Here is a 16778-nt window from a genome sequence, read left to right on the forward strand (position 1 = left end):
TTGAAGCTCTCAGCACGATTGTCCTCCCCTGCTTGGTTTGCTGAGTGTCTTCAATGTTTTTACTTTATCTTTTTTGCTATTCAGCGTAATACCCTTAAGTTCCGATAATTTATAACAAATGGGAAGGGGTTTTTATGTCTGTTCTTACAGATCCGCTTCAGCTATTACAGGCACTGATTCGTTGTCCTTCTGTTACACCTCATGAAGCAGGGGCTTTATCAACGTTGGAACAATTTTTGAAAAAAATGGGATTTCATGTTGAGCGCCCTATTTTTACGGATAAAAATACAGATAATGTTGAAAATCTTTATGCAAAAATGGGAAACGAAGGACCCCATCTTATGTTTGCGGGTCATACGGATGTTGTACCGCCAGGTGCATTAGAAGATTGGACTTATCCACCTTTTGAAGCTGTTATAGATCAGGGAAAATTATATGGGCGGGGTGCTGTTGATATGAAAGGCGGTATCGCCTGTTTTATTGCGGCTCTCGCGCGCGTTCTTGAGAAAAAATCCATTAAAGGAACGATAAGCCTTTTGATTACTGGGGATGAAGAGGGGCCTGCTATTAATGGTACGGTAAAACTTCTCAAATGGGCAGAAAAAAAAGGCGAAAAATGGACTGCGGCTCTTGTGGGAGAACCAACAAGCGTAAAGGCTGTTGGTGATGTTATCAAAATTGGGCGCCGCGGTTCGATTTCTGGTATCATTACCGTGAAAGGTCGCCAAGGTCATGTTGCTTTTCCAGAGCGGGCTGCTAATCCTTTGCCTTTGGCAAGTAAGCTTATTCAAGCATTAACACAAACGGCTTTAGATCAAGGGACAAAGAATTTTCAACCCAGTAACTTAGAACTAACAACCATCGATACCGGTAATTTGGCAGTCAATGTTATTCCAGCGCAGACAACGATTCGTTTTAATGTACGCTACAATGATCTTTGGACAAAGGAAACCTTGATGGGGGAAATTGAAAAGCGCCTTGCTTTGGTGCAATCAAAAAATAATAGTGGTCAATATCCCTCTTATCAGCTTGAATGGATTCCGAGTTTAGGGGATGTTTTTTTGACCAAAAATGATAAACTTATTCAAATTTTATCCAATGCTATTAAAAGTGTAACAGGGAGTGCGCCAGAATGCTCCACGTCTGGAGGAACTTCAGATGCACGATTCATTAAGGATTATTGCCCCGTGGTTGAATTTGGTTTACCAGGGCAAACGATGCATATGGTGGATGAATGTGTCGCCCTTGATGCAATGGAAACGCTCACAGTTATTTATGAGCGTTTTATTGTTGATTTTTTTGCATAAAGAAATAATTTTTCGGTTCAATAATATCTTTATCTTATTTTGCATAGAACCCTTTTGTTTCCATAAAACATTGTCGTTTTAGGCGTTAATATATCAAGTGGAGAGTACGTGGTGCACAACTTTAAGGCTGGATTTTTTGCTCGTAAAGCCTTCAGCTCTGTGAACCATCGCCTTTACGCTTCTAAAAAAGAAAGTTAGACTATCATATATTTTCTATCTCAAAATATTGCGATAGTTCTAGGCGATTGAAAATGCTCATAAAAGTCATTTTTATCCAAAAATTCCCTTACCTTTAAGAGGTAAGTGAATGGTTGTCATTAATATATTATAAATAGTTTTGAAATGAAAAGATTTTACGATATTTTGGTTTCATTTTTGCTATGAAAAATAATGATGATCATTAGAATCAATATGTCGCTATAAAAACTTTAGTTTGCAAGTTGGCTGATGACGTAATCAAGAACAATACGTCCTTTGGTTGTTGCTTTTAAGCGTTGGTTATTTACCATTTCAACCAATTCTTGGTTTTGTAAATCGATAAGTTTTTCTATTGGGATACGTTTTGGACTTAAGGTTTCATAGCGTGTAAGTTCCAAGCCTTCACAAAGGCGCAAACCCATGAGGAGCATTTCATTTGCCTGTTGCTGAAGAGTTAATCGTTCTGTTTCAATACAACCATGCCCTGTTTTTTCGACTAATTCAAGCCACTGTTCGGGATTCTTTTCATTGATAGTGACATAACGTTCATAGTTTTCAATGTGTGATAAAGATGTTTTTGAAAAGGAGGTAGAATGATTTGGTATGTTCTCAATAAAACGACCGTGTGCTCCTGGACCAAAGCCTGCATATTGGTGATAACGCCAATAAAGAAGGTTGTGTGCTGATTCAGCACCAGGCATGGCATGGTTTGAGATTTCATAGGCAGGAAGTCCATACAGAGCTGTTATTTCTTGGGTAAGATGATACAGATCTGCTGCGAGCTCTGATGGGGGAAGGATAAGCCTTCCTGCATCATGAAGTCGTTTAAAAGCGGTTCCTTCTTCGATTGTCAATTGATAAAGAGAAAGATGGTCCGCTGCCAAATCAATGGCTTGTACAAGTTCAGATTTCCATTGTTCTAGGGTTTGTTCGGGACGAGCATAAATAAGATCAAAGGATAAGCGTGGAAAAATTTTCCTTGCTAAATCAATAGCATAAAGAGCTTGTTCTACATTATGGAGTCGGCCAAGTTTGCGCAATGCTTTATCATTGAGCGCTTGTATTCCTAGAGATAAGCGATTAACACCTGCAGCGCGGTATCCGCGAAAACGTTCTGCTTCCACACTGGATGGATTAGCCTCCAATGTAATTTCAACTTTATCATCAAGTACCCACTTTCTTGCAAGTGCTTGCAAGAGGGCATCAACAGTTTGCGGCTCCATAAGAGAGGGGGTTCCCCCACCAATAAAAATACTCGTAATATGGCGTGGACCTATTTTTTTATATTGCGTTTCTATTTCGCGCTCAAAGGCGGTGACAAAACGCGGCTGATCAACACCATGGAGGCGAACATGTGAATTAAAGTCACAATAGGGACATTTAGCAGCACAAAAGGGCCAATGAATATAAATGCCAAAAGGTTCATTCATGAGAATGCCAAAAGGTTTTCAGCCAAAAGTTTAAAAGCTCGTGCGCGATGTGAAAGAGGGGGAATACCATTGTGTTGCCAGCCGTGTTTTTGCTCTGTTGACATTTCTCCAAAGGTATTTTCATATCCATCTGGTAAAAAAATAGGATCAAAGCCAAAGCCTTTATCTCCCCGTGGCGGCCAAATGAATGTCCCTTCAACGTATCCGCGGAAATAATCTGCGTGAGTATCAGGCCACGCAATGCAAATGACGGATATAAAACGGCATTTTCGTTGGCTTTTTTCTCGTGCTCCGACTTTTTGGAGTTCACCTTCTATTTTTTGCATCGCTTTTGGAAAATCACGTGTACCATCGGCTTGAATCGCCCAATCAGCTGTATAAATGCTCGGTGCACCATCCAATGCATCAATCTCTAAACCTGAATCATCAGAGAGGGCAGGAAGTCCTGTCTTTTTTGCTGCTGCAAAAGCTTTAATATAAGCATTTTCTTCAAATGTTGTACCTGTTTCTTTTGGTTCTGGCAAGTCAAGCTCTTTTGCGGATTGTATTATTAAACCGAAAGGTGCAACCAAGGTGGTGATTTCATGTAATTTGCCGGCGTTATGCGTCGCAATGACAAGTTTTTTATCTACTATGCTTCTCATATAGATTTCTCCAAAAATGAAAGGGGGAACTATTTTTGCGCTAAAAACCAGCTTAAATGCTCACATACACACATTTTGCCTGATTTCACATGATAAGGTTATTTTACACATTTTATGTTATTTTATTCAAATAAAAATTTTTCGTATTTTGTGAAGAAAACGATTGAAAAGACATGAGAAACGATTTTTTTTTATGAAAGCCTTGTTATGGTAAAGATCCAAATTTCTATTTCCGGTGGTTTATAAACAATCGAGCTTTTCTTGGTAAGCCCCTAAAGAGACCAATTCCTATCTTAAATATTCAATCACATGCTTTAATAAAAACACCTCATGCACAATTTATATGCTTATATCACCGCTCTAGAAGATGGTGTTTTATGGCTCAATAGGATATATGTTTTGATACTACTTTAGATTATTTGACCAAACCTTGGCAAAACTTATATAAGAGAAGAATGTTTTTTAAGTAGTGAAACAATTGTGATGAAGCACAAGCCTATTGATAATGAACTAAAATATCTTGATGAGCGTTCGCGTGATATTTTCCGCCATATTGTTGAAGCCTATCTTAATGATGGTGAACCTGTAGGGTCACGCAATCTTTCTCGACTTTTGCAACAGACATTATCACCTGCGACGATTCGCAATGTAATGAGTGATCTTGAACATCTCGGTTTGATTTATGCCCCGCATGTTTCAGCAGGGCGAATGCCAACCCAATCGGGTTTACGCTTTTTTGTTGATGCATTTATGGAAGCGGGTGATTTGCCAAACGACGAGCGAGAAAATATTGAAATGCAAGTCAAAGAGGCAGGTCATGCACAATCGGTTGAACATTTTCTTGTTCAAGCAAGCCGAGTTCTTTCAGATCTTTCTCGTGGAGCAGGACTTGTTCTCGCAACAAAACAAGAAGGAACATTGAAACATATTGAATTTGTGCGTCTTGATAGAGAGCATGCTCTTGCCGTTTTAGTGACTCAACAAGGTGAGGTTGAAAATCGTATTGTTCATTTGCCAGAAGGGGTTACCCATGCACAATTGACAGAAGCAACGAATTTTCTCAATGCCCATATTCAAGGGCGTACATTGAGTGAAGCAAAAGGGGAAATTGCTTGCCTATGCGCAGAAACACGGGCTGCACTTGATGATTTATCACATCATCTTGTTGAAACGGGATTAGCTCTTTGGGGAGGAGAAGGTGCTGATCATAAAATACACCTCATTGTTCGTGGACGCAGTAATTTGCTTGAAGATGTAAAAGCAGAAGAAGATTTAGAACGGTTACGCCATTTGTTTGATGATCTTGAAACGCGTGAGAGTATGGCACAGCTTCTCGATTTAACGGATGAAGGTTCAGGGGTACGAATTTTTATTGGTTCAGAAAATAAGTTATTTTCACTTTCTGGTTCTTCTTTAGTCGTGGCACCTTATCGTGATTCACAACAAAAAGTCATTGGTGCGTTAGGCGTTATTGGTCCTACACGGCTTAATTATGCAAGGATTGTGCCTATGGTTGATTATACAGCTCAACTTGTGTCACAGTTATTGCGTTAAAATGATGCAGGTAAGTATTTGTACTATAGAATCTCATTGTATTAATATGCATTAATACCTCTTGATTTTTGTTTGTAAAATTTCGATATCGAGAATAACAAATCTTATGAAGGAATAGAATTTTTATGTCTGATGAAAAAAACAAGTTTACTGACGCTTCATTTGAAAAGTGCGATTTAAAAAATCCAGCTGATCGTAATACACTTAAACAAGCAGCGGATGAATTTTTAAAAACACATAAAACAGAAGCACACGGAGAGGTTGAAGAAGAAAGTAATGAGGTTGATCCTTTAGTTTCTTTGCAGGATGAAAACAAAGAGTTGAAAGATCAGCTTTTACGTCTTGCTGCAGATATGGAAAATCTTCGACGCCGTACTGCGCGTGATGTAGCGGATGCGAAGGCTTATTCCATTGCTAATTTTGCACGGGATATGTTATCTGTTTCTGACAATCTCAATCGTGCTTTGGAAGCGATTCCAGAAGGTGCACGGGAAAGTGATGCTGGTTTGAAATCATTGGCAGAAGGTGTTGAAATGACTGAACGTGCCATGATGGCAGCGTTAGAGCGTCATGGGGTGCAGAAAATTCATCCAGAGGGGCAAAAATTTGATCCTCACTTTCATCAAGCGATGTTTGAAATTCCTAATGCAGATGTTCCCGATAACACTGTTCAACAAGTGGTTCAGGCTGGTTATATTATCGGAGAGAGGGTTTTACGTCCAGCAATCGTGGGTGTGGCTAAAGGAGGAACAAAAGAAGCTTCTGTTGAAACTGATTCGGCTTCACATCAATAATATAACCTCTAACGTAAAATGCAGCATTTCCTGTAATTTCGCGTATATGGGGCTTTTCCTCAAAGAATTTTAAAGGGTGTTACAAACACCCTTTTATCTTTGAAGGGGCCAATTTCCTTTGACAAGATACACGGCATCGCTTGAGGGAGATGGCGATGAAAATAAAACAAAGTGATCGACCTCAAAAGGAGGAAATGAAAAATCACCCCGAGAGGATAGATAAGGAGGAAGGTCATCAGGTTTAATATCGAGCAGTCGCGCAACGGTAATATGCGGCGTAAATTTTTTTTCATCAGGCGCTAGACCTAAATGGTTACGAATACATTGCATCTTTTCGTGTAAAAGATTGAGAGTTTCACAAGATTCAATGCAAACAACAAGAGAATGTGGAATATTTTCCGAACTAAAAACATCAAATCCCCTCATTTGTAGCCTAAAAGGAGGAAGCTTTATTGTATCAAAGGCATGCTTGAGTGCATCTGTTATAGTAGTTTCAACTTCACCAAAAAAAGACAAAGTGATGTGAAAATTTTGCGGATTAATCCACTGCGCATTTGGTAAGCCATTTTGCAACGATACAAGTTGTTGTGTTGTTTGTTGAGGAATTTGAAGGGCACTAAATAAACGATCCATAATATTATCTCCTTATAATGAAAAGATGCTATCTCAAGAGCAATGACAGATAAATTGAAAGTGAAAAATATCAAGGAAGATAAGGCAATAGTATAGAAAAATAATGTCTAAAAAATGCTTACCATAATTATAAATGTACACATCTTATTTATTGTAAGAAAATGGTTATGATACCGATAAAATTGCGTTTTCATGATATGCATCACAATGATCTGAAGTCAGGGAGTGCTTGTGTGTTATAAAAAGCTACAAATTGAGTAGAAAATAACGAAAATTGATCAATTTCTGATTTTTGAAATTATCTTGATCTTTTTCTTTTGCTTAAAAGCCAACATGTTCAGTCCAAGTCAAAATTCTCTTTTTTTAAAGATATCAATCATACAGTTAAAGTGGGGAACAGCGATGATACGCAATAACTATTTAAATTGGCGAGATAATGTTAGGAAAGAAAGTAAAAAAATTTGGCATAAAAACAGGAAAAGCAATCAAAATTCAAGATAATAATGAAAATTTTTTATTCTCTACGAATCATCATCCTTATTTATGAGAAAGCGCTAGTTTTCCTCTCCAAAGTTGTTATTGATGAGCTTTTCAAGAGCATTAAGAGCATCTATTGCTTCTGGTCCCCAAACACGAACGGTAAGGTTACAACCGGCTGAAGCCGCTAGCATCATAAGTCCCATAATTGATGATCCACCAACGATTTTTCCATCCTTTTCAACTTCAACAGTGGCGTTAAAATTATCAACAGTTTGTACAAATTTTGCAGAAGCCCTTGCATGCAACCCACGTTTATTACAGATATTGAAATGACGGCTTATTTGAGAGGGGAGGGCATCTTTAGAAAGCATCAGTATTGTATCATCCGCTATAAAATCATACTTGGTACATTAATATATTTACGCCCTGCTTCTTGTGCTATTCTTAACGCGTCTGATAATGAGATATCAGGGCATTTGCGAATAGAAATCAATTTAATAAGCATGGGCAAATTAACCCCCGCAATCATTTCAACACGTCCTTTTTCAATAGCAGGAATAGCTATATTTGATGGTGTTCCACCGAACACATCTGTTAATATGATGACGCCATGATCTGTATTTGTATCGGTTACTGCGGCTATAATATCACCTCGGCGCTGATCTATATCGTCATCGGGATGAACGCATATTGTTGCGAACTTTTCTTGTGTTCCAACAACATGTTCCACGGCATGTAAAAATTCAACAGCCAGCTCACCGTGCGTTACAAGCACGAGTCCAATCATTTACGCAAACTCCTGTTAACTAATAAGATCCGACCATATTGGTGGGAAAGACATTTTACAATGCTTTGTCTTGCTGCCAAGAAAAATTTGCAAAAAAAAGGCAAAAAGTGTGATTTTTTTATCTTTAGAAAAAAATTAAACAGGTTTGTGCCATAATTTTCTAAACAAAAATGCTTCAATAGCTTGACAAATGGCGGTGCAATCGGCTTCATGAAGAGAAGGAAGTTTTAAAAGAGGAATGTGCAAATCTTCAAATTGAAAAGTTTTATTTGTGGAAAAACGTTCATATTCGGGGCCGAGAAAAATAACACAGTCGACGGTTGTGTGCTTTTGAAATTCTATCATATAAAGACCAGCGCCACGAATTTCAATACCACCCTGTAAGTTATCGGGCGTGTATCCATGAAGTTTTCCATTTTCCACACGTAGCATTGTATAATCATCACTGATCAGTTTTGCTTCACGTTTTGACCACTCAGCGCGGTCAAGCAAAGCAAGTGTGAGGGTCGATTTTCCTGATCCCGATGGGCCTTTAATTAACAGGCCCTTTCCACCCAATTGAAGGCAATTCGCGTGGAGTATTTCACATTTTTTTTTCATGTCTTTTAGTTTGGGTAAAAGATTATTTAACGAGGGGAAGCATAATAATAAACCGCGCACCAGTTTTACATTTTCCAAGTGACGGATCAATAATATTTTCGGCTGTAATTGTCCCATTGTGGGCTTCGATGATTTGCCGACTAATAGAAAGGCCCAGTCCAGAGTTTTGCCCAAAAGCATCTTCATTGGGTCGATCAGTATAGAAACGTTCAAAAATACGTTCAATATTCTCTGAACGAATACCAGGGCCATTGTCTTCAATGGTTAAAATAAGAGTTGAAGCATGGCTTTTCATAGTAATGCAAATTTTGCCACGATTACGAGGAATAAAGGAACGTGCATTTTCAAGAAGATTGGAAATCACTTGCCCTAAACGGAGCTCATGTCCCAACACAAGATAAGCTTTTCCATAAGGACGTGGGGTAATATTAAGGCTTACATCGATGGTTTGTGCATTGCGATATACTTCCTGAACGGCATGAACAAGACTTTCCAAAAGCGGTGTCATATCAACGATCTCTGCAGTTTCTCGTGCAAGCTCTGCATCGAGCCGCGATGCATCAGAAATATCTGTAATCAATCGATCAAGACGGCGCACATCATGTTGAATAATTTCAAGCAACTTTTCTTGTGCTTCTTCATTTTTAGCCAGAGGGAGAGTTTCAACAGCACTGCGGAGAGAAGTAAGGGGATTTTTTAATTCGTGGCTTACATCAGCCGCAAAGCGTTCAATGGCTTCAATACGCATATAAAGGGCATTGGTCATGTCACGAATAGAGGTTGAGAGATGGCCAATTTCATCTTCACGCATTGAAAAATCAGGAATTTCTACACGCTGATTATTGCCATTCCGCACTCGGTTAGCAGAGGCAGATAATTTGCTTAATGGATGAGCTATCGTATGGGCTAAAAAAAGCGAAAGGACCAAAAGTACACTGCCTACAACGGCAAAGACTTTAAATATAACCAGTCTTTCGGCTTTTACAATGTTATCAATATCGGAGCCAGTGGTTGAAAGAAGAAGGGCACCAACCACTGCGCGATAACGCTGAACAGGAACGGCAACAGAAACGATGAGTTGACCTTGTCTATTACGTCTTTTGGCGGTAGCAAGAGATCCGTTTAATGCTCGGTAGACTTCTGGATAAGCAATCCCACGGTTTTTTGTTTGTTCTCTATCAAGAGCAATCCCTTTGCCATAAAACGTGTTTGAATACCATGAAGTAAGACGATCCCACATGTTTTGTTCTGTTTTAAGGGGAGGTAAATCATAGCTAAAAACTTCTCCACTCGAATAAAGAACCCGCGAATCAAGAAGTAAAGTAGCATCACGATCATAGATACGTGCTCGTGTCGTTTTAGGTGTGATGAGACGTCGTAAAAGAGGGGCAACTTGCTCAGGGTTAATGGGAAAATCCCAAGAGTCAGTTGATTGAGGGGCGGGTGTAACGCTTTCACCAGCCTGTAACTCTAAGAGTTTTTGGGGGTCGATCAGGATAGAGTTTGTATCTACTGTTGCAGAAGCAGCAATGGCCCCAGCAATAATTTTTCCTTGAGTACATAAACTTTTAATTTTTGCTTCAATGAGACCATCGCGAAATTGGTTAAGATATAAAATGCCTGTAACCAGAACGGCAAGGGCAGCAATGTTTAAGATAACAATGCGGCGCGTGAGACTAGAAAAAAGCAATTGTCTAAAGAGACGTTGTATCCGAAGGTGTAAACGAGCAAACATAAGAAATGGCGCTGAGGATATACCGTTAGGGGCTGTTTTTTTTAGAGTTTCCAGTTGAGAGTTGTCTGTCATCGATTTGATTGCCGTTCAAATTTTTGCGACAAAGCAATTTTACACCTCGTGAAAACGATAACCTACACCATAAAGTGTTTCAATCATTGCAAAATCATCATCCACTTGTTTAAATTTTTTACGCAGACGCTTAATGTGACTATCAATGGTGCGATCATCTACGTAGACCTGATCACTATAGGCAGCATCCATTAAAGCATCACGACTTTTTACAACGCCTGGTCTTTGTGCGAGGGTTTGCAGAATCAAAAATTCCGTAACAGTTAAAATAACAGGTTTATCTTTCCATGTACAGGTATGACGCTCTTGATCCATTACAAGATCACCACGTTTAAGAGAAGAAGTGGAAGAAGTTCCTGTAGAAAGTGGTTGGTTACGTGCATTGGAACGGCGCAAAATAGCTTTCACACGCTCAATGAGAAGACGTTGGGAGAAAGGTTTTGTAATAAAATCATCAGCTCCCATTTTAAGACCAAATAATTCATCAATTTCATCATCTTTGGACGTCAGAAAAATAACGGGAAGATCAGATTTTTGACGTAAACGACGCAAGAGCTCCATCCCATCCATTCTGGGCATTTTAATATCAAAAATAGCTAAATGTGGGGGGTGAAGTGTGAGACCTTTGAGTGCAGATGCTCCATCTGTATAGCTTTCAACCCGATATCCTTCTGTCTCAAGCGCAAAAGATAGAGATGTCAAAATATTGCGATCATCATCAACAAGTACAATCGTTTGCGTGATTGTTGGTGTATCTTTCATGGTTTCTTAGACCTTTCTATTGCTGCGGTAGCAAATTACCCACACTTATTTATATGGGAGTTCACATTTTTTTTGCAAAACAAATATGATACAAATTGTAGCAAAGTAAAAAACCTTTTGTCATTCCTGTAAAATCTTGTTTTGCTTTCATAATTTATAATGTTTCTCCGTCGATTAAGATCCCTTCGTTTGAGAGAAAATTTGCATAAAGGCTTTTTTATTAAAATTTATTGCAAAGTTTATTCTTGTCTTTGTCCCAAAATTGAACAGGTTTAGTTTTGATTGTTGAAGTTTAGAAAATCCGCCTATGTGTTTTAAGAGAAAAGACAAGAATGTGGCAATATATGCACAAAAATTTGTTTCTGCTACACGAAAGGAGGTCATAATGGGATTTTTTAATTTCATTAAAACTGTAGGGGAAAAGTTAGGTATAGGAGATCATGAACCAAAAGAAAAAGATTTTAAGGCCGCATTTGATCATTTTCAACTCGATACAGAAAAAGTCAGTATTCAAGTTGAAGATGGTAAAGCTGTTTTAAGCGGTGAGGTTCCAGATAGGGAAACGCTTGAAAAAGCACTTCTTGTTGTTGGCAATTCACAAGGTATTTCTTCTGTGGATGTTGAGCAATTAAAGGTTATTGATACGACACATAAAAAAACGTCTCGTTTTTATGAGGTTAAGTCTGGTGATAATCTTTGGAAAATTGCTGAAGAGGTTTATGGAAAAGGACAAGGGAATAAAAACACATTTATTTTTGAAGCTAATAAACCAATGCTAAAATCTCCTGATAAAATTTATCCTGGACAAGTTTTACGTATTCCTGAAGTTGACCATATTTGATGCGTCAAAGAGGATAATTTTTTGCTTATGTTATGGCATTAAACAAAATAAAGAAGCGTGAAAAATCTTACGCTTCTTTATTTTGTAAAATATGTGTTTATAATAATTAGTGAGCAGGAGTGGATTTAGAAGGCGAGGTTGTTTTCATAGCGTTTACAGAGAAATCAACATCAATGGTTCCTGCATTTTCAAATGTCAATTTTGCACTAATTTTATCACCTATCTTGAAGGGTTGTGAAAGCCCCATAAACATAATATGATCGCCACCTGGCTTAAGGGTTATTTCACCATTTCCGGGAATTTCAATGCCATTATGCAATTTTTCCATTTTCATAATATCATTAACAACGGCCATAGTGTGCATTTCCGTTGTTTTTACGCCGTTTGTAGAAATAGACACTAAACGATCTGGTGTATTACTGTGATTAATAATATAGAAATAACCGCTACTAACTTTTGCACCTTTAGGTGTTTCACGTACCCAAGGATTGAGAATTTCTATGTCACCAAGTTTATATTGCTGGGCATTTGCTGACAGGGTTATACCCGTAAAGAGAAGAGCACATACAATATTTGCAATAACCTTTTTGTATGAATATTGTGCATGTATTATATTCTTAAAGATGGGATTTGTTATTTTCTTGATAATAGATGTCACCATTGATTTACCCTCCTTCATAAGACTCACAATTTAAATTGTTTTTTTATTTTAGCAGATTTTTTATTTAAAATAAAAGCAAAGAATTACTAAAATAAAATTGATTTAATCTGAGAACAGAAATCATAGAATTCTTGTATCTTAAAGAAAGACAATTATATTTAAAAAGATAAAAAGCCTCTCAACATTTCTTTTTTATCTCAGAAAAGTATTTGTAAATGATAAAAATTTACAATCTACCACTACTTTATTAAACAAAGATACAATACACAAAGATCATACACTTGATAAACTCTTAGTATTACGAAAGCTTTTGGTACTTTAAAGAGTTTATACAGAGGTATTATTTTTCGAATTTTAAAAGGGTACAGTTAAGAAAAAGCTTTTTCGGTGCATTTAAAGCACAGCTTTCAAATAGCAATGAACGATGAGGCTATTAGAAGAAGAATTTTGTAAGAGAAGATTGATCAATGATATCGTTATCAATATGATCATTTGGAAAAGCACTATTTAATACTATGACGGAGGCTCATAAAAAATAGGTTCATAAAATATAAGGGCTTGTTTAGTCTAAGGAAGGTTTATAATATTTATGCTATAAGTTATTTTCCTTTAAGCGATATATTTAAAAAGCTTTTGTGTCAGTATTTCTTCATTCATGATGAGAGCTCAAGAGCGCGTGTTCAATGATTCTTTTTATTTTTATAGACAGATATGTTTGTTGAGAATTGCGGGAAAAATATATTATGATCTCAAGTCTTTCATAAATATGGTATTTATGGGTTATTAGAGTGGCTATTTTAAAAGAAATTTTTTATTTTGGAGATGTTTCTCTCATTATTCTCTTGTAGCAATAAAATCCTGTTCTTATATACGAGACAGCGAGGCTTGTTGCGACTTGCGGTTTATTATTATTTATATTGCTTGAAGCAGAATACGGGCTTTGAGTGTTATGAGGAGCTATCTTAAAAAGATGCTTTATGAAGGTTGAGGTAGCTTGCTGAATGGAGATTATAATATGGCAAAAGTAATTGGTATTGATTTGGGGACGACGAACTCTTGTGTGGCTGTTATGGATGGCAAAAACGCAAAAGTTATCGAAAACTCAGAAGGAGCGCGGACAACACCTTCCGTTGTTGCTTTTACGGATGGGGGAGAACGGCTTGTTGGACAGCCTGCTAAACGTCAGGCAGTCACAAACCCTGAAGGGACAGTTTTTGCAGTGAAACGTTTGATAGGTCGCCGTTTTGATGATCCTATGGTTGAAAAAGATAAAGCACTTGTGCCTTATAAAATCGTTAAAGGTGACAATGGTGATGCATGGGTTGAAGAAGCGGGTAAGAAATATTCTCCATCACAAATTTCAGCGATGATTTTGCAAAAGATGAAGGAAACAGCTGAATCTTATCTTGGTGAAAAAGTTGAGCAAGCAGTTATTACTGTTCCTGCTTATTTTAATGATGCGCAACGTCAAGCGACTAAAGATGCCGGTAAAATTGCTGGACTTGAAGTTTTACGGATTATTAATGAGCCAACTGCTGCTGCTTTAGCTTATGGTTTGGACAAAAAGGATGGAAAAACAATTGCTGTTTATGACCTTGGTGGTGGTACATTTGATATTTCAGTCCTTGAAATTGGAGATGGCGTTTTTGAAGTTAAGTCAACCAATGGAGATACATTCTTAGGGGGTGAAGACTTTGACATGCGCTTGGTTGGCTATTTTGCCGATGAATTCAAAAAAGAGCAAGGAATTGATCTAAAGAATGATAAACTTGCTTTACAGCGTTTAAAAGAAGCGGCAGAAAAAGCAAAGATTGAGCTTTCTTCATCACAGCAAACAGAAATCAATTTACCATTTATCACGGCAGATCAATCCGGTCCCAAGCACTTAACAATGAAATTGACTCGGGCAAAATTTGAATCGCTCGTTGATGATTTAGTGCAGCGTACCATTGAGCCTTGTAAAGCTGCATTGAAAGATGCTGGATTAAAGGCTGGTGAGATTGACGAAGTTGTTTTGGTGGGTGGTATGACGCGTATGCCCAAGATTCAGCAAGTTGTGCAGAATTTCTTTGGCAAGGATCCACATAAAGGTGTTAATCCCGATGAAGTGGTTGCGATGGGAGCTGCCATCCAAGGGGGTGTTTTACAAGGCGATGTTAAGGACGTGTTGCTGCTTGATGTAACGCCTTTATCCTTGGGGATTGAAACATTGGGGGGCGTTTTCACACGTCTCATTGAGCGCAATACCACGATCCCGACGAAAAAATCGCAAGTTTTTTCAACAGCTGATGATAATCAGAGTGCTGTAACGATTCGCGTTTTCCAAGGTGAACGGGAAATGGCCAGTGATAATAAGTTATTGGCTCAATTTGATCTTGTTGGTATTCCTCCCGCACCGCGTGGTATACCGCAAATTGAAGTTACTTTTGATATTGATGCGAATGGTATTGTTAATGTTTCGGCAAAAGATAAGGGAACAGGTAAAGAGCATCAAATTCGTATTCAGGCATCAGGTGGTTTAAGTGATGCTGATATTGAAAAAATGGTACAGGATGCGGAAGAGCACGCAGCTGAGGATAAAAAACGCCGTGAAGGTGTTGAAGCTAGAAATCAAGCGGAAGCTTTTATTCATTCAACGGAAAAGTCACTCAATGAATATGGCGATAAAGTATCAACTGAAGAAAAGGGACAGATTGAAACAGCAATATCTGATTTGAAATCTGCGCTTGAAGGCAGTGATACGGAAGAAATAACAACAAAGATGCAAAAATTAGCAGAAGTCAGTATGAAGCTTGGGCAGGCTATGTATGAAGCATCACAAGCAGCGAGCGCTGACACTGAAACAGAGACAAAGAATGATGATGTTGTCGATGCTGATTTTGAAGAAGTTAATGATAAAAAGAAATAGTGTCAGCATATGTGTTGATTAATTTATAAACCCGGCCTTTGAAATATAAGGCTGGGCTTTATTATTTGAGATAAGTTGCAAGTTTGTTGCTAAAAATATAAATTAAAAGCGATATTATCCATAAAGGTGGATGATAGGAAAATTATCAGGAATACATGATGAAGGTTGACTATTATGAAATTCTTGGCGTGACTCGTGAATGTGATGATAAAAAATTGAAATCTGCTTTTCGTAAGTTGGCAATGCAATATCATCCTGATCGCAACGCCGGGGATAAAGAGGCAGAGCGAAAATTCAAAGAAATTGGCGAAGCCTATGAAGTTCTTAAGGATCCCCAAAAGCGTGCTGCTTATGACCGATTTGGTCATGCGGCTTTTGAAAATAGCGGTGGTCAAGGGGCAGGCAATCCCTTTAGCGGTTTTGCTGCCGGTGGTGGATTTGCTGATATTTTTGAAGATTTTTTTGGTGAGATGATGGGAGGTGCGCACCGTAAGCGTGGTGATGGTCGCGAACGTGGTGCAGATCTGAGTTATAATATGGAAGTGACTTTAGAAGAGGCATTTTCAGGAAAAACTGCAGAAATTAATATTCCTAGTTCTGTTACGTGTGATGTTTGTGAAGGTTCAGGAGCAAGAAAGGGCTCTAGTCCGCAAGTTTGTGGAACATGTCATGGATCTGGTCGTGTGCGTGCTGCACAAGGTTTTTTTTCTATTGAGCGAACATGTCCTACATGTCATGGACGTGGTGAAACGATTACAGATCCATGCCCCAAATGTCAGGGGACACGGCGCATAGAGAAAAAACGTTCATTAAGCGTGAATATTCCAGCTGGTATTGAAGATGGGACGCGTATTCGTCTTTCTGGTGAGGGTGATGCTGGCATTCGTGGTGGTCCCAATGGTGATCTTTATATTTTCCTTTCCGTTAAACCGCATGAATTTTTTCAGCGAGAAGGAGCCGATCTTCACTGTCGCGTTCCTATTTCAATGGTAACAGCGGCTTTAGGAGGAGAGTTTGAAGTTTCTGACCTTGATGGTGTTAAAGCACGTGTTAAGATTCCTGAAGGGACGCAAAATGGGCGTCAATTCCGCCTTAAAGGCAAAGGTATGCCCATGTTGCGCCGTCAGCAAGCAAGAGGTGACCTTTACATTCATATCACGATTGAGACACCGCAGAAACTTACGCAAGAACAACGTGAATTATTGCAAAAATTTGAAAAGCTATCAAATCATGAGAATTCACCACAATCACATGGTTTTTTTTCACGTATGAAAGAGTTTTTTGAAAATATTTCTGGTTAAAATAGGTAAAACATTTTTGGAAGGTTATTTTCATTAAGCTTTCGATTGTTTTATCATCTTTGAGAAGCATT

General features: G+C 38.3%; 15 protein-coding genes. 6 read left to right on the forward strand and 9 right to left on the reverse strand.

Annotation, left to right across the window (positions count from 1 at the left end):
* The first annotated feature begins 134 nt into the window (after positions 1–134).
* Positions 135–1307 carry a succinyl-diaminopimelate desuccinylase gene (gene dapE, locus T429_RS0103180; protein WP_005774969.1) on the forward strand — a complete coding sequence of 391 codons (1173 nt, stop codon included), beginning with the start codon at positions 135–137 and terminating at the stop codon, positions 1305–1307.
* A 428-nt stretch (positions 1308–1735) separates the two neighbouring features.
* On the opposite strand, the gene hemW is transcribed toward dapE, so the two are convergent.
* A complete protein-coding gene (hemW, locus tag T429_RS0103185) occupies positions 1736–2935 on the reverse strand; it encodes a radical SAM family heme chaperone HemW (RefSeq protein ID WP_005774970.1) in 1200 nt (399 codons plus the stop codon).
* Positions 2932–3579, reverse strand: a complete 648-nt coding sequence (locus T429_RS0103190; protein WP_005774383.1) for a non-canonical purine NTP pyrophosphatase — start codon at positions 3577–3579, stop codon at positions 2932–2934. Before T429_RS0103190 ends, hemW begins: the two co-directional genes overlap by 4 nt.
* A gap of 483 nt (positions 3580–4062) precedes the next feature.
* Here T429_RS0103190 and hrcA point away from each other — a divergent pair, with 483 nt between their 5' ends.
* Together hrcA and grpE are read left to right on the forward strand one after the other, a co-directional pair.
* Positions 4063–5133, forward strand: coding sequence for a heat-inducible transcriptional repressor HrcA (gene hrcA, locus T429_RS0103195; RefSeq protein ID WP_005774971.1), 1071 nt, complete (start codon positions 4063–4065; stop codon positions 5131–5133).
* Positions 5134–5258: 125 nt separating this feature from the next.
* A complete protein-coding gene (gene grpE, locus T429_RS0103200) occupies positions 5259–5927 on the forward strand; it encodes a nucleotide exchange factor GrpE (protein ID WP_005774972.1) in 669 nt (222 codons plus the stop codon).
* Positions 5928–6020: 93 nt separating this feature from the next.
* On the opposite strand, the gene thpR is transcribed toward grpE, so the two are convergent.
* From thpR to T429_RS0103230, 6 genes are all read right to left on the reverse strand, one after another.
* A complete protein-coding gene (gene thpR, locus T429_RS0103205) occupies positions 6021–6560 on the reverse strand; it encodes an RNA 2',3'-cyclic phosphodiesterase (protein ID WP_005774386.1) in 540 nt (179 codons plus the stop codon).
* 554 nt (positions 6561–7114) lie between these two features.
* Positions 7115–7411, reverse strand: a complete 297-nt coding sequence (locus T429_RS0103210) for an HPr family phosphocarrier protein (protein WP_005774387.1) — start codon at positions 7409–7411, stop codon at positions 7115–7117.
* A gap of 17 nt (positions 7412–7428) precedes the next feature.
* Positions 7429–7827 carry a PTS sugar transporter subunit IIA gene (locus tag T429_RS0103215; protein WP_005774388.1) on the reverse strand — a complete coding sequence of 133 codons (399 nt, stop codon included), beginning with the start codon at positions 7825–7827 and terminating at the stop codon, positions 7429–7431.
* 135 nt (positions 7828–7962) lie between these two features.
* The gene (locus tag T429_RS0103220) at positions 7963–8427 is read right to left on the reverse strand and encodes an HPr kinase/phosphatase C-terminal domain-containing protein (protein ID WP_005774389.1); all 465 of its coding nucleotides are present in this window, start codon (positions 8425–8427) and stop codon (positions 7963–7965) included.
* Between the two features lie 22 nt (positions 8428–8449).
* A complete protein-coding gene (locus T429_RS0103225; protein WP_005774391.1) occupies positions 8450–10234 on the reverse strand; it encodes a sensor histidine kinase in 1785 nt (594 codons plus the stop codon).
* Positions 10235–10273: 39 nt separating this feature from the next.
* Positions 10274–10996, reverse strand: a complete 723-nt coding sequence (locus T429_RS0103230; protein WP_005774392.1) for a response regulator transcription factor — start codon at positions 10994–10996, stop codon at positions 10274–10276.
* A 385-nt stretch (positions 10997–11381) separates the two neighbouring features.
* Between T429_RS0103230 and lysM the strand changes: the two genes are divergently transcribed.
* A complete protein-coding gene (lysM, locus tag T429_RS0103245) occupies positions 11382–11837 on the forward strand; it encodes a peptidoglycan-binding protein LysM (protein WP_005774393.1) in 456 nt (151 codons plus the stop codon).
* A gap of 106 nt (positions 11838–11943) precedes the next feature.
* Here the strand turns inward: lysM and T429_RS0103250 are convergent, their stop codons facing one another.
* A complete protein-coding gene (locus T429_RS0103250) occupies positions 11944–12498 on the reverse strand; it encodes a copper chaperone PCu(A)C (protein ID WP_005774394.1) in 555 nt (184 codons plus the stop codon).
* A gap of 1015 nt (positions 12499–13513) precedes the next feature.
* On the opposite strand from T429_RS0103250, the gene dnaK reads away from it, so the two are divergent.
* The gene (dnaK, locus tag T429_RS0103255) at positions 13514–15406 is read left to right on the forward strand and encodes a molecular chaperone DnaK (RefSeq protein ID WP_005774395.1); all 1893 of its coding nucleotides are present in this window, start codon (positions 13514–13516) and stop codon (positions 15404–15406) included.
* A gap of 158 nt (positions 15407–15564) precedes the next feature.
* Complete coding sequence (gene dnaJ, locus T429_RS0103260; protein ID WP_005774397.1) at positions 15565–16707, forward strand: molecular chaperone DnaJ; 1143 nt, start codon at positions 15565–15567, stop codon at positions 16705–16707.
* Positions 16708–16778 lie beyond the last annotated feature (71 nt).

The organism is Bartonella elizabethae F9251 = ATCC 49927, from assembly GCF_000518165.1.
Classification (GTDB): domain Bacteria; phylum Pseudomonadota; class Alphaproteobacteria; order Rhizobiales; family Rhizobiaceae; genus Bartonella; species Bartonella elizabethae.

Bases quoted from the DNA above. Each gene is read 5' to 3' on its own strand.
- dapE (WP_005774969.1), top strand. From the start codon at position 135: ATGTCTGTTCTTACAGATCCGCTTCAGCTATTACAGGCACTGATTCGT.
- hemW (WP_005774970.1), bottom strand. From the start codon at position 2,935: ATGAATGAACCTTTTGGCATTTATATTCATTGGCCCTTTTGTGCTGCT.
- T429_RS0103190 (WP_005774383.1), bottom strand. From the start codon at position 3,579: ATGAGAAGCATAGTAGATAAAAAACTTGTCATTGCGACGCATAACGCC.
- hrcA (WP_005774971.1), top strand. From the start codon at position 4,063: ATGAAGCACAAGCCTATTGATAATGAACTAAAATATCTTGATGAGCGT.
- grpE (WP_005774972.1), top strand. From the start codon at position 5,259: ATGTCTGATGAAAAAAACAAGTTTACTGACGCTTCATTTGAAAAGTGC.
- thpR (WP_005774386.1), bottom strand. From the start codon at position 6,560: ATGGATCGTTTATTTAGTGCCCTTCAAATTCCTCAACAAACAACACAA.
- T429_RS0103210 (WP_005774387.1), bottom strand. From the start codon at position 7,411: ATGCTTTCTAAAGATGCCCTCCCCTCTCAAATAAGCCGTCATTTCAAT.
- T429_RS0103215 (WP_005774388.1), bottom strand. From the start codon at position 7,827: ATGATTGGACTCGTGCTTGTAACGCACGGTGAGCTGGCTGTTGAATTT.
- T429_RS0103220 (WP_005774389.1), bottom strand. From the start codon at position 8,427: ATGAAAAAAAAATGTGAAATACTCCACGCGAATTGCCTTCAATTGGGT.
- T429_RS0103225 (WP_005774391.1), bottom strand. From the start codon at position 10,234: ATGACAGACAACTCTCAACTGGAAACTCTAAAAAAAACAGCCCCTAAC.
- T429_RS0103230 (WP_005774392.1), bottom strand. From the start codon at position 10,996: ATGAAAGATACACCAACAATCACGCAAACGATTGTACTTGTTGATGAT.
- lysM (WP_005774393.1), top strand. From the start codon at position 11,382: ATGGGATTTTTTAATTTCATTAAAACTGTAGGGGAAAAGTTAGGTATA.
- T429_RS0103250 (WP_005774394.1), bottom strand. From the start codon at position 12,498: ATGGTGACATCTATTATCAAGAAAATAACAAATCCCATCTTTAAGAAT.
- dnaK (WP_005774395.1), top strand. From the start codon at position 13,514: ATGGCAAAAGTAATTGGTATTGATTTGGGGACGACGAACTCTTGTGTG.
- dnaJ (WP_005774397.1), top strand. From the start codon at position 15,565: ATGAAGGTTGACTATTATGAAATTCTTGGCGTGACTCGTGAATGTGAT.